This window comes from Arthrobacter sp. 05N425 (assembly GCF_056397125.1).
On sequence record NZ_JBFTMU010000003.1, the window covers coordinates 296,138 to 309,002 of the forward strand.

Genomic DNA, 12,865 nt, shown 5'->3' on the forward strand with positions numbered 1-12,865 from the left:
GGATCGTCCGCCCCGATGACACCTGAGCCTGATGACTTCTGATGCTGCGCTGAGCCTCGCCGACGCCGTCCGCGAGGCCACGGCCGTGCTGGCCGCCGCCGGCGTGCCGAGCCCGAAGGTCGACGCCGAACTCCTTGCCGGCCACCTGCTTGGCGTCGGCCCGGGCCGGCTCCGCGCCATGGTCCTCGGTGACACGCCGGCGCCGGCAGGCTACGCCGAGCTGGTGGCCGAGCGCGCGCAGCGTATCCCGTTGCAGCACATCACCGGCGTGGCGCACTTCCGCTACCTCGAACTGGCCGTCGGGCCCGGCGTATTCATCCCGCGTCCGGAAACGGAATCCGTCGTTCAGCTGGTAATCGACTGGCTGGCGGCCCGGTCCGAAGACACGGAACGGCTGCACGGGCGGCCCAAGGTCGTCGACCTCGGAACCGGGTCGGGGGCGATTGCCGGCTCGATCGCGCATGAGGTTCCCGACGCCGAGGTCCACGCCGTGGAGTTCAGCGAGTTTGCGCACGCCTGGGCGGCCAAGAACCTGCTGCCGCTGGGCGTCCACCTGGTGCGCGGCGACCTGCGGGACGCGTTGCCCGAACACAACGGCAGCTTCGACGTCGTCGTGTCCAACCCGCCCTACATCCCGGCCGAAGCGGTCCCCAACGAGCCCGAGGTGGCGCTGCATGACCCGCCCGAGGCGCTCTATGGCGGGGGAGCGGACGGCATGGAAGTCCCGACGGCGGCGGCGGCCTCCGCGGCCCGGCTTCTCGTGCCAGGTGGCTACTTCGTCATGGAGCACGCCGAGGTCCAGGCCGGCTGGATCGCCGCGATGCTGGAGCGTTCCGGACACTGGTCCGGAGTGACGACGCACCTGGACCTCAACGGACGCGAACGCGCCACCAGCGCCGTCCGCAAACCCGAGGCCGTCAGTGATGAAAGGATAGGCCAGTGACGACTAGCTACGATTGCGCGGACGCGGAGCAACGCGCCGCAGGACTTGAACACGCCCAGCGGGCCATCCGGGAACACAAGTGCGTGGTCCTCCCCACCGACACCGTGTACGGCATCGGCGCCGACGCGTTCTCGCCGCAGGCCGTGACGCTGTTGCTCGCGGCCAAAGGCCGGAGCCGGCAAATGCCGCCGCCCGTACTGATCCCCAGGCTGAACGCCCTGGACGGCCTGGCCACCGATGTGCCGGCCGAGGCCCGCCGCCTGGCCGAGGCGTTCTGGCCCGGGGGGCTGACCCTGATCCTGCACGCACAGCCCTCGCTCGACTGGGACCTTGGCGAAACCAAGGGCACAGTGGCCCTCCGCCTCCCGGACGACGACGTCGCCCAGGACCTGCTTACCCTCACCGGACCGCTGGCGGTCTCCTCCGCCAACCGCACCGGCCAGGCCGCCGCACAGAGCGCCGCCGACGCCGAGGCGCAGCTCGCGGAGTCGGTGGAGGTCTACCTCGAAGGCGGGCACCGGCCGGTCGAAGGCAACGGGGCCGAGCCGTCCACGATCATTGACGCCACGGCCCTGCCGCTGCGCGTGGTCCGCCAGGGCGCCATCAGCCTTGAGCGCCTGCGTGAAGTTGTCCCGGGCGTGCTCGGGGCCGGCGAACAGCCGGCCGCCGAAGCGGAGCCGGATGCCGAAGCGGGGCCGGCCGCCGTGCCGGCTGACGCCGCGACCGGGGAGACACCCGGCCACACTGTCCCCACCGCCTCCGACGACCCTCCGAGGAACTGACATGCAGCCCAAAGTCGCCGTCGCGGCCGTAACCTTCGACCGGCACGAGGAACTTGCCCTCCTACTCAAAGGCCTTGCCGCGCAGACTGCGCCGATCCACTCGATCGCGCTCGTGGACTCCGGCACCGTTCCGGCCACCGAGGTCGTCGCCGCCGGGGGAGCGAACATCAACTACCTGCGCTCCGAGGCAAACCTCGGCGGAGCCGGCGGCTTTGCCTACGCGATCCTGGCCGCCATGGCCAGCGGCGCCGAGTGGATCTGGATGATGGATGACGACGGCCACCCCGAGGACGGCAACTGCCTCGCCGGGCTGCTGAAGACGGCCGAGGAACACCAGCTCGACATCGTCAGCCCGCTCGTCGCCGCCACCGCAGACCCGAACCGGCTGTCCTTCAACTTCCGGATCAACGGCCTGCTGACCAATGACCGCGCCAAACTGGCGCCGATGGGCTACCTGCCGGACATGGTGCACTTCTTCAACGGGGCCCTGATCCGCACCGAGGTCTTCTACAAGATCGGCATTCCGGACGTGAAGTTCTTCATCCGCGGCGACGAGGTCGACTTCCTCTCCCGGGTGAAGAAGGCCGGCTTGAAGTACGGCACGCTGGCCACCGTTGCCGTGCAGCACCCCGCCACCTGGACCGAGATGAAGCCCGTCTTCGGCGGGTTCATCACCCCCGTCATCCCGGAAGGCGAGTTCAAGCGCTACTGCTATTTCCGCAACCGGGGCTACCTGACCCGCAAGTACCGGAACCTGCGCTGGTTCGGAGCTGACATGGTCGGCTTCCCGTACTACTTCCTGAAGACCGGGGACCTGAAGGGCCTGGCGCACTGGTTCGGCGCCTATTCCACCGGGTTCCGCGGCAAGGGCTTCGGCTCTCCCGCGCAACTGATGTCCACCAACAGCTAGGCTGCCGTGGAGAACCTGTACGCCGTCGTCGTCACTTACAACCGTGCCGACTTCCTGCAGAACCTGCTCGATTCCTTCGCCCGCCTCAGCACCCCGCCGGCGCGGATCATCGTGGTGGACAATGCCAGCAGCGACCACACAGCCGAGGTCGTCTCCCGGGCCAGGGCCGCCGGCGGTCCGCGGATTGAGTACGAACGGCTGCCGGAAAACGTCGGCGGCGCGGGCGGCTTCTCCCGCGGCGTCGAGCTGGCGCTGGAAGCCGGTGCCGGGTGGCTCTGGCTGATGGACGACGACGTCGAGGTCCTCCCCGGAGCGGTGGAGGCGCTGGAGAAGTTCACCCCGGAGTATTCCTGCCTGATCGGCCGCCGCTACGACGCCAACGGCAAACCCTTCTTCTGGCAGCACCACTTCGTCGAGGCGCTCGGCGTCTTCCTCCCCGTCTCGCGCGACGTCTTCAAGCATTCCGAGGTCTTCCGCACCAACGTCGGAAACTTCGAAGGCATGCTGATCAAGGCCTCGGTGGCGCGGACCATCGGGCTGCCCGATCCACGCTTCTTCATCACCTGGGATGACCTGGTCTACGGCTGGCTCGCCGCGCAGCAGACACCGGTGGTCTACGTCAACGCCTTCGTCATCAAGAAGGTCCGCGCGCAGCGCCAGGTGGACCTGGGCCTGCGCCACCTCAATGACTCCAGTGACCTCAGCCGACGCTACGTGATGCGCAACCGCGGGCACGTCGCGCAGTACCTCCGGGCCTACGGGAAGTTCAGCCGGCTCGGTTTTGGGGCCGGCACGGCACTGACCTTCCTGAAGGAAATTGCCCGCCTGGTGCTCGTCGAGCGGACCCTGAAGGGGACCGGCGCGCTCTGGCGAGGATGGCGCGAATCGCGCGCCATCCTCGCGGACCGCAGCTGGAAACCGATGCCGCCGCTTTTGCCGGCCGGGGCCGCTGACTCAGGTAGCGGAGCCGAAAGAGATTAGTATCGTTTTAGGCTCCGCCGCTGTCCGACAGTTTTGCGGCGGGGTATTTTTTGAAACAGGCGCATGGCCGCCGTGGTAGTGGAAGTCGGTTGCAATCTCTGTTGAGTACGAAATCTGAAGCGCGCGGATCTGCCGCAGCACGGGAAGAGAAGCCCGCCCTCTGGATCTGGATCCAGCTGTTCCTCGACTCCATGTCCTGGATCGTGGCGGTCGTCCTGGCGCTGCTGCTGCGCTACGAGATGGGTATCCGGGCGGAACAGTTCCTGGGCGCCTTCTTCATCGCTGCCCTCGCCGTCATCGCGCAGATCGTCGCTGGCTACGCGCTGGCCCTCTACCGGGGCCGGTACCCCTTCGGCAGTTTCCAGGAGGCGCGGGCACTGGTCTTCGTCACCGTGATTGTGGCCGCCTCGATCACCGTGACGCTGCTGGTGCTGTACGGGGCCATCAACATCGGCCGCAGCGTAGGCCTGATCGCCTTCCCCTTCGCCTGCCTCTTCATGGGCGCGGCACGCTACGCCAAGCGGCTCTACGTCGAGGGCAAGACCCGGCCCGGCGACGAGGCGCAGAACACCCTGATCTACGGCGCGGGGTTCCTGGGCAACTCGCTGCTGACCCGGATGCTGCAGGACCCGGATTCCCCGTACTTCCCGGTCGGCCTGATCGATGACGACCCGGCCAAGAAGCACCTGCGGCTCTCCGGAGTCCAGGTCCTTGGCAGGGGAGAGGACCTCCCGGCGATCATCCGCAGGACCCGCGCAAGGGTGCTGGTCCTGGCGTTCGCCAATGTCGAGGCCGCCGTCGTGCGCCGTATCTCGGACGCTGTGGCCGGCATGAATATCCGTGTGCTGGTGTTGCCTCCGCTGCGCGACATGCTCGGCGGCGGGGCGCCCGACGGGTTCTCGGACTTCCGCGACGTGGCGGTCGAAGACCTGATCGGCCGCCGGCCGGTGGACATCAAAGTCGACGAAATCGCCGGGTATATCAAGGGCAAGCGGGTGCTGGTGACCGGCGCGGGCGGCTCAATCGGCTCGGAACTCTGCCGCCAGATTGTCCAGTTCGCCCCCGCGGAACTCATCATGCTCGACCACGACGAGACCGGGCTGCAGCAGACACAGATCTCCATCACCGGCCGGGGGCTGCTGGCCGGCCGCGACACGGTGCTGGCCAACATCCGCGACGGCGAAGCCCTGCGGGACATCTTCGAAGACCGCCGGCCCGAGGTCGTGTTCCACGCCGCCGCCCTGAAGCACGCACCGCTGCTGCAGCAGTACCCCGTCGAGGCCTGGAAGACGAACGTCTGCGGTACCCTGAACGTGCTGCGCGCCGCCCGGCACGCCGGTGTCTCACACTTTGTGAATATCTCCACCGACAAGGCAGCCAACCCCACCACCGCCCTGGGCCACTCCAAGCGCGTCGCGGAGAAGCTGACCGCCTGGATGGCCGGCCAGACCGGCAGCAAGTTCGTATCCGTCCGCTTCGGCAATGTGATGGGCAGCCGCGGCTCAATGCTCCCGCTCTTCACCGAGCAGATCCGCGTCGGGGGCCCGGTCACCGTCACCGATCCCGAGGTCACGCGGTTCTTCATGACGATTCCCGAAGCCTGCCAGCTGGTGATCCAGGCCGGTGCGATCGGCTCGGGCGGCGACGTGATGATCCTGGACATGGGCGAGCCCGTAAAGATCCTCGACGTCGCCCAGCGGATGATCGCCATGTCCGGCAAAAAGGTCGATATCATCTACACCGGCCTGCGGCCGGGAGAAAAGCTGCATGAAGAGCTCGTCGGCACCGGCGAACTGGACCAGCGTCCCCTGCACCCGAAGATTTCGCACACCAAGGCCACCGAGCAGGATCCGGCCAAGCTGGACCTGAACGTCTGGCTGGCCCGCTGCGAGGCCGAACAGGGCATTAACATCGCCGACATCCCGGACGACGAGGCCGATGAAGCGGGCTCGATCCGGGTCGCGTCATGATGCCGCTCGCCATCCTGGCCGGAATCACCCTGCTGGCCAGCCTGCTGCTTCCCTTCGCGGTGAAACCGTGGCTGGTCCGGATGGGCGTCGTCGACATTCCCTCCGCCCGCTCCTCCCACCATAAAGCGACCATCCGGGGGATGGGGATGGCTGCCGCCCTGGCCACCGCCGTCGGCTACCTCGCCGCGGTGCTCCTAAACCTCGTCACCGTGGACCGTTCGGTTTTCGCGGTGGTGCTGGGGATCATTGCGGCCAGTGCCGCCGTGGGCTGGATCGAGGATCTGCGCGGTCTGTCCATCGGGGCACGCGCCGCCGCCCAGCTGGGAATCGGTGCCGCCGGCTCCGCTGCGCTGATCGTCCTGACGTCGCAGTCGTTCTGGTGGCTGCCGCTGGCTGCCGTGGCAATCGCGGCCTACGTCAACATCGCGAACTTCATGGACGGGATCAACGGGATCTCCGGCCTGCACGGCGTCACCGCTGGCGGCGCCTACGCGCTGGCCGGCATGCTGGCCGGACAGCCCTGGCTAACCGCCGGGGGCACGGTGCTCGCGATGGCCTTCCTTGGCTTCCTGCCCTGGAACCTCGGCCGTGGTTCGGTGTTCCTGGGCGACGTCGGCAGCTATCTCCTCGGCGCCTCGATCGCGGCCCTCGCCGTGGCGGGCTTCCTGAGCGGCGTCTACGTCGAATACGTCCTCTCGCCGATCCTGGTCTATGCCGCGGACACCGGCTATACCCTGCTGCGCCGGATCAAGGCGGGGGAGCGCTGGTACGCGTCCCACCGCGAACACGTTTACCAGCGGCTCACCGACGTCGGCTTCTCCCACCTGCAGGCGGCAGCCGTGGTAACGGTCTGCACCATCGCCGTCATCGTCCTCGGTTTCGTCGCCGCCACGGCCCCGCTGCCCGTCGTCGCCCTCTGCGTGGCCGGCAGCCTGCTGGTGCTCGGACTGTATCTGGTCTCGCCGGACCTGATCCGTCGGTTCCGGCACCGTCCCAAGGTCACCCGCATCCCGGTGGCCTAGCCCTGTTCTATCTCGTGTAGAATTCAGGGGCGGCTTGTCGCCGCGTTCCTGCCCTTACCCCCTGCGACGATTGGGATCCCATGAGCTCCAACGCCGAGTCCGGACGCACGTCCGGCAGCGGCTCCGTTGGCGGCTCCGGTCCCACCAGGTCGCTGTGGCTGAAGCTGCTGGCCCTCAGTTCGGCGGCGGCGGGGGCGGCCCTGCTGCTGACCGCGGTCCTGGCCTTCGCCTTCAACGGCGGCTACGGTGCCTTGTCCAGCCTCTTCGGCGGCGCGCTGGTGATGGCGTTCTTCGCGATCAGCCTGGCGATCGGACATTTTGTCGGCCGCAACAACCCGTCCGGAGCCATCGGCATGTTCGTTGCCACCTACTTCGTGAAAGTGGTCGGCTTCGCCGTGGTGCTCTTTGTCCTCGGAGCGCCGGCCTGGCTGCACGAACGCTGGTTCCTGATCGGCGCCGTCGTCTGCGTGGTCGCCTGGCAGGCGGCGGAGATCATCGGGTTCGGCAAGGCACGGCTGCAAATCTACAACGACCCTGACCCGCAGGAAGGCGGCACCCATGCCCAGCCGCGATGATGCAGGCAACAACGAAGGTAAGAACCTTCCCAAAAACCCGGCCCGGACCCCCAAAACCACAGGTGGCGCCCCCGGTGTCTCGCAGGACGGCAACGACGGCGGATACAACGCCGGAATAGCCGTCTTTAGCTACATTGTTGGCGGAATCATCGTCTGGAGTTTGATAGGGTGGGGTCTGGATAATCTGTGGGGAACCCGCTGGATTGTGCTCGCAGGCGCCCTGCTTGGAGCTGCGGGAGGGTTCTATCTTTCTCATATGCACGGTCTCACCAGTCACCGGAATTCGGCTGGCGGAGACGGCGCTGCAGGTGGCCCGTCGAAGGACGCGGAACAGTAATGCCAAAAAATTTCACAGGGGGAATGGCTGACAGAAATGCGGCCGCTCCCCGCCCAACGCCCAATGATGGACACTGCAGAGAGGAAACGCGTTGATCGCGCTTGCGCTCCCGGCCCAAGATTCAGGAGAGTTCACTCCTCCTGGAATTGAACAATTGCACCTGCCGGCTATCCTGCCCTGGGGTCAAGCCGAAGGATTCTCCAAGCAGATGCTGCTGGTGATCCTCTCGGTCGTCATTATCGCCACATTCTTCGTGATTGCTGCGCGTAAGCAGCAGCTCGTTCCCGGCAAGCTGCAGTTCGCAGGCGAGGCAGCCTACGGCTTCGTCCGCAACGGCATCGCCAAGGACATCATCGGCGGCAAAGACTTCATGAAGTACGTCCCGCTGCTCTTCAGCCTCTTCTTCTTCATCCTCGTGAACAACATCTACGGCGCGATCCCCGTGATCCAGCTGCCGAGCTTCTCGCACGTCGGCGGCGCCTACGTGCTGGCAGCGATCGTGTACATCACCTGGATCGCCATCGGCGTCAAGAAGAACGGCCTGAAGTACTTCAAGCTGGCCACCGTGCCGAGCGGCGTACCCATCTACATCCTTCCGATCGTTATCCCGATCGAGATCATCTCCAACTTCCTGGTCCGGCCTGTCACGCACAGCCTCCGTCTGTTCGCCACCATGCTGGCCGGCCACCTGATCGTGATGATCGCCGGTTCCGGCATCGAGTTCCTCGTCATGCAGGAGAACGTCCTGCTGAAGGGCGCCTCCGTGCTTGTCCTGGCCGGCTCGATTGCGATGTACATGCTGGAGGCGCTGATCATGGCGCTGCAGGCGTACGTCTTCACGCTGCTGACCGCGATCTACATCGAAGGCGCACTGCACGCCGACAGCCACTAAGGCACCCACAAACTTCCCCTCGCGGGGATGAAGCAACCCAAACAACCTGCCACACGGGTGGCATCTTGAAAGGAAGAAAAATGGAAGGCTCCATCAACGGCTCCCTCAACCTCATCGGCTACGGCCTCTCCGCCATCGGCGGTGGTATCGGTGTGGGTCTCGTGTTCGCTGCTTACATCAACGGTGTGGCACGTCAGCCGGAAGCACAGCGCGTCCTGCAGCCGATCGCATTCCTCGGCCTTGCGCTGACTGAAGCCCTCGCCATCCTCGGCCTGGTCTTCGCATTCGTTCTCAAGTAAACCTTCAGAACCCAGCGAACATCCAGAACCGAGTAGATAAGGACGGGTGAAATATGAAGCAGCTGATCATCTCAGCCGCCACCGAGGGCGAAACGAACCCCCTCGTTCCCAATATCTGGGAAATGTTTGTCGTCCTCGTGGGCTTTGCTGTCCTCCTGTTCATCGTGACTAAGTACGTCGTCCCGATGTTCGAGAAGAATTTCGCAGAGCGCGCCGAGGCCATTGAAGGCGGCATCGCCAAGGCCGAAAAGGCGCAGGCAGAGGCTTCTGCAGCACTCGAAGAGTACAAGCAGCAGCTCACCGACGCCCGCACCGAGGCCAACCGCATCCGCGAGGAAGCCCGCGCCGAAGGCGCCCAGATCCTGGCGGATCTGAAGGAGAAGGCAGCTGCTGAGTCTGCCCGCATCACCGCCCAGGCACACGCGCAGATCGAGTCCGAGCGCCAGGCGGCCGTTGTGTCGCTCCGCGCCGAGGTCGGCACGCTGGCTACCACGTTGGCAGGCCGCATCGTCGGCGAGGCGCTCAGCGATGACGCGCGTTCGGCCCGTGTGGTTGACCGTTTCCTGGCAGATCTGGAGAACCAGAACGCAGGTGCAGCTAAGTAATGGCAGGTGTATCGAGCGAATCGCTGACCGCGGCACTCGTCGCGTTGGAAGCCAAGCTTCCCAACGCGTCGCTGCAGTTGGCTACGGAACTCTTCGGAATCCTGGGAACGGTGGACAGCTCGGCTGGCTTGCGCCGTGCCCTGACTGACCCGTCCCGCAGCGGTGACGAAAAGTCGGCGCTGGTCAAGCAGCTCTTCAGCGGCAAAGTCTCCGCTGATGCTGTGGAGATCGCAAGCGGGCTGGCCAGCTCACGCTGGGCGTCGGCTCGTGACATCGGCGATGCACTCGAGACTCTTGCCGCTTCGGTGGTAATTGCCGTTGCTGAAAACAAGTCGGCCGTCTCTGCCTCGGGCATTGGCGGACTGGAAGCGCTGGAGAACGATCTGTTCTCCTTCAACCAGGCCGTCGATTCCAGCCACGAGGTGCAGCGTGCTCTGTCCGAGCCGCAGGCGAGCCAGGCTGCCAAGGTTGCCCTCGCCGAAAAGCTCGTGCCCCGCGCCAGCGTGGAAGCGAAAGTCCTCATCGGACAGGCAGTTTCGCAGCCCCGCGGCCTCAAGGTCACCAAGCTCGTCAGCCGTTTTGCCGAGCTTGCGGCCAAGCGCCAGCAGCGCTGGATTGCTACCGTCAGCGTCACCCGTCCGCTGACGGAGACCCAGACCAGCCGTCTGCAGGCAGGGCTCAACGCCCTGTACGGCCGTGAGCTCAAGATCAACATGAACGTTGACCCGGCACTGATTGGTGGCCTGCGGATCCAGATCGGCGACGAAGTGGTTGACGCTTCGGTTCTCGCCCGTCTGGGCCAGCTCCAGCGTCAGATTGCTTAGTTAGCCGGACAAGCACAACTTACCGACAAGAAACCCCGGTCATCGTGAGCAACGATGATCACGAAAACAGGAGAGCAGGGACTGCAGATGGCCGAATTGACCATCAACGCCGACGACGTCCGTATTGCGTTGAACGAGTTCGCGGCGTCCTACGAACCCGGAAACGCAGAGCGCGTAGAGGTTGGCCGTGTAACGACCGCAGGTGACGGCATCGCCCGTGTTGAGGGCCTTCCCTCGGTCATGGCGAACGAGCTGCTTCGCTTCGAAGACGGCACGCTGGGCCTGGCCCAGAACCTCGACGTCCGCGAGATCGGTGTCATCGTCCTCGGTGACTTCACCGGCATCGAAGAGGGCCAGGAAGTCCACCGCACCGGACAGGTTTTGTCCGTTCCGGTTGGCGACGCCTTCCTCGGCCGCGTGGTTGACCCCCTGGGCCAGCCCATCGACGACCTTGGCGAGATCAAGGCCGAAACCACCCGTGCCCTGGAACTCCAGGCGCCCGGCGTGACCCAGCGCAAGTCGGTCCACGAGCCGATGCAGACCGGTCTGAAGGCTATCGACGCCATGATCCCGATCGGCCGCGGCCAGCGTCAGCTGATCATTGGCGACCGCCAGACCGGCAAGTCGGCCATCGCCATCGATACGATCATCAACCAGAAGGCCAACTGGGCTTCCGGCGATGTCACCAAGCAGGTGCGCTGCATCTACGTGGCCATCGGCCAGAAGGCGTCCACGATCGCGGCTGTCCGCCAGACGCTCGAGGACAACGGCGCACTGGAGTACACGACCATCGTGGCTTCCCCCGCGTCCGACCCCGCCGGCTTCAAGTACCTGGCACCGTACGCCGGCTCGGCCATCGGCCAGCACTGGATGTACGGTGGCAAGCACGTCCTCATCGTGTTCGACGACCTCTCCAAGCAGGCTGAGGCCTACCGTGCGGTGTCGCTGCTGCTGCGCCGCCCGCCGGGACGCGAAGCCTACCCGGGCGACGTCTTCTACTTGCACTCCCGTCTGCTTGAGCGTTGTGCCAAGCTCTCCGACGAGCTGGGCGCAGGTTCGATGACCGGGCTGCCGCTGATCGAGACGAAGGCGAACGACGTGTCCGCCTACATCCCGACCAACGTCATCTCCATCACCGACGGCCAGATCTTCCTGCAGTCGGACCTCTTCAACGCCAACCAGCGTCCCGCCGTCGACGTGGGTGTCTCCGTGTCCCGCGTGGGTGGCGCCGCACAGGTGAAGTCCATGAAGAAGGTCTCCGGTACCTTGAAGCTGGAACTCGCCCAGTACCGCGACATGCAGGCATTTGCGATGTTCGCGTCGGACCTCGACGCGGCTTCCCGCCAGCAGCTGACCCGCGGCGCCCGCCTGATGGAACTGCTCAAGCAGGGCCAGTACTCGCCGTTCCCGGTCGAGGACCAGGTTGTCTCCATCTGGGCCGGCACCAACGGCTACCTCGACGACGTTCCGGTTGAAGACATCAACCGCTTCGAGACCGAGTTCCTGGAGCACCTCAAGCACAAGTCCTCCATCCTGACGACGCTGGCCCAGACCAACGTCATGGACGATGACACGGCAGAGGCGCTGAAGACCGCGATCGTGGACTTCAAGAAGGGCTTCTTCGGCGAGGGCGACAGCCTCCTGGTCGGTGCAGGGCACGAGGAGTACGCCCCGATCGACGAGGACAAGGTCGACCAGGAAAAAATCGTCAAGCAGAAGCGCTAGTTTCGCTGGCAGGGACTGCCGGAACCCCAGCGGGTTCCGGCAGTCCCGGCCACCGGGATCTTAGGAAAGGATAAGTATGGGAGCCCAGATCCGGGTCTACCGCCAGAAGATCAGCTCGACGACGTCGATGCGCAAGATCTTCAAGGCGATGGAACTGATCGCTACCTCGCGCATCGGCAAGGCCCGCGCACGCGTAGCGGCTTCACTGCCTTACGCAAACGCGATCACGCGTGCCGTTTCTGCTGTCGCAAGCCAGAGCGAAATCGACCACCCGCTGGTTACCGAGCCGGAGCAGATCCGCCGCGCCGCCGTCCTGGTCATCACCTCCGACCGCGGCCTTGCAGGGTCCTACTCGGCAACCGTGCTCAAGCAGGCCGAAGGCCTCACCGAGTTGCTCCACGAGGAAGGCAAGGAAGTCAAGACGTACGTCATGGGCCGCAAGGCACAGGCATACTTCGACTTCCGTAACCGCCCCTACGAGCGGGTGTGGACCGGCAACACGGACGCACCGCAGTTCGAGACGGCGCGGGAAGTCGGCGAAGCATTGCTGGCAGACTTCGCAACGGCCTACGAAGAGGGCGGCGTGGACGAGATCCACGTCGTTTACACCCGCTTCAAGTCCATGGTGACGCAGGAGCCGACGGTTATCCGCCTGCTCCCGCTCGAGGTCGTCGAAGAGCAGGCCGCCTCCGAGTCGGAGCTCCTGCCGCTTTACGAATTCGAGCCGGAAGCTGAGCAGGTTCTCGATGCCCTGCTGCCGCGCTACATCGAGTCTCGTATCTTCGCCGCAATGTTGCAGGCAGCAGCTTCCGAGCTCGCAGCCCGCCAGCGGGCGATGAAATCCGCCGGCGACAACGCCACGGACCTCATCAAGAAGTACACGCGTCTGCGCAACACTGCCCGCCAGGCTGAGATTACGCAGGAGCTTTCCGAAATCGTGGCAGGCGCCGACGCGTTGAACGCGTCCTAGCCCGCCCGGTCCGGACCCAGCTTTACCTGC

The 12,865-nt window shown here is 65.5% G+C and carries 14 protein-coding genes; all 14 read left to right on the forward strand.

Going from position 1 to position 12,865, the window contains the following annotated elements; all coding sequences use genetic code 11:
• Nucleotides 1–31: 31 nt before the first annotated feature.
• On the forward strand, nt 32–943 hold the full coding sequence (prmC, locus tag AC1DGE_RS06970; protein WP_476908581.1) for a peptide chain release factor N(5)-glutamine methyltransferase: 912 nt from the start codon (nt 32–34) through the stop codon (nt 941–943).
• Nucleotides 940–1,725, forward strand: coding sequence for an L-threonylcarbamoyladenylate synthase (locus AC1DGE_RS06975; RefSeq protein WP_476908582.1), 786 nt, complete (start codon nt 940–942; stop codon nt 1,723–1,725). Before prmC ends, AC1DGE_RS06975 begins: the two co-directional genes overlap by 4 nt.
• 1 nt (nt 1,726) lies before the next feature.
• The gene (locus AC1DGE_RS06980; RefSeq protein WP_441417350.1) at nt 1,727–2,635 is read left to right on the forward strand and encodes a glycosyltransferase; all 909 of its coding nucleotides are present in this window, start codon (nt 1,727–1,729) and stop codon (nt 2,633–2,635) included.
• Between the two features lie 6 nt (nt 2,636–2,641).
• The gene (locus tag AC1DGE_RS06985) at nt 2,642–3,616 is read left to right on the forward strand and encodes a glycosyltransferase (protein WP_476908583.1); all 975 of its coding nucleotides are present in this window, start codon (nt 2,642–2,644) and stop codon (nt 3,614–3,616) included.
• 101 nt (nt 3,617–3,717) lie between these two features.
• The gene (locus tag AC1DGE_RS06990) at nt 3,718–5,586 is read left to right on the forward strand and encodes a polysaccharide biosynthesis protein (protein ID WP_476917161.1); all 1,869 of its coding nucleotides are present in this window, start codon (nt 3,718–3,720) and stop codon (nt 5,584–5,586) included.
• A complete protein-coding gene (locus tag AC1DGE_RS06995; protein WP_441417353.1) occupies nt 5,583–6,608 on the forward strand; it encodes an MraY family glycosyltransferase in 1,026 nt (341 codons plus the stop codon). The genes AC1DGE_RS06990 and AC1DGE_RS06995 overlap by 4 nt, the downstream gene beginning before the upstream one ends.
• A gap of 80 nt (nt 6,609–6,688) precedes the next feature.
• Entirely contained in the window at nt 6,689–7,183 is a 495-nt protein-coding gene (locus AC1DGE_RS07000; RefSeq protein WP_441417354.1) for a Cg1360 family ATP-synthase-associated protein, read from the forward strand.
• On the forward strand, nt 7,167–7,520 hold the full coding sequence (locus tag AC1DGE_RS07005; RefSeq protein ID WP_476908585.1) for a hypothetical protein: 354 nt from the start codon (nt 7,167–7,169) through the stop codon (nt 7,518–7,520). The genes AC1DGE_RS07000 and AC1DGE_RS07005 overlap by 17 nt, the downstream gene beginning before the upstream one ends.
• 91 nt (nt 7,521–7,611) lie before the next feature.
• Nucleotides 7,612–8,412, forward strand: coding sequence for a F0F1 ATP synthase subunit A (gene atpB, locus AC1DGE_RS07010; RefSeq protein WP_175322872.1), 801 nt, complete (start codon nt 7,612–7,614; stop codon nt 8,410–8,412).
• A gap of 80 nt (nt 8,413–8,492) precedes the next feature.
• Nucleotides 8,493–8,711: an ATP synthase F0 subunit C gene (gene atpE / locus AC1DGE_RS07015; protein ID WP_003804776.1), complete on the forward strand. Its 219-nt coding sequence runs from the start codon at nt 8,493–8,495 to the stop codon at nt 8,709–8,711.
• 53 nt (nt 8,712–8,764) lie between these two features.
• The gene (locus tag AC1DGE_RS07020) at nt 8,765–9,316 is read left to right on the forward strand and encodes a F0F1 ATP synthase subunit B (RefSeq protein ID WP_175322873.1); all 552 of its coding nucleotides are present in this window, start codon (nt 8,765–8,767) and stop codon (nt 9,314–9,316) included.
• A complete protein-coding gene (locus tag AC1DGE_RS07025; protein ID WP_441417356.1) occupies nt 9,316–10,140 on the forward strand; it encodes a F0F1 ATP synthase subunit delta in 825 nt (274 codons plus the stop codon). The genes AC1DGE_RS07020 and AC1DGE_RS07025 overlap by 1 nt, the downstream gene beginning before the upstream one ends.
• An 87-nt stretch (nt 10,141–10,227) precedes the next feature.
• Nucleotides 10,228–11,865: a F0F1 ATP synthase subunit alpha gene (gene atpA / locus AC1DGE_RS07030; RefSeq protein ID WP_441417357.1), complete on the forward strand. Its 1,638-nt coding sequence runs from the start codon at nt 10,228–10,230 to the stop codon at nt 11,863–11,865.
• Nucleotides 11,866–11,941: 76 nt separating this feature from the next.
• Nucleotides 11,942–12,835, forward strand: a complete 894-nt coding sequence (locus AC1DGE_RS07035) for a F0F1 ATP synthase subunit gamma (RefSeq protein WP_441417358.1) — start codon at nt 11,942–11,944, stop codon at nt 12,833–12,835.
• Nucleotides 12,836–12,865 lie beyond the last annotated feature (30 nt).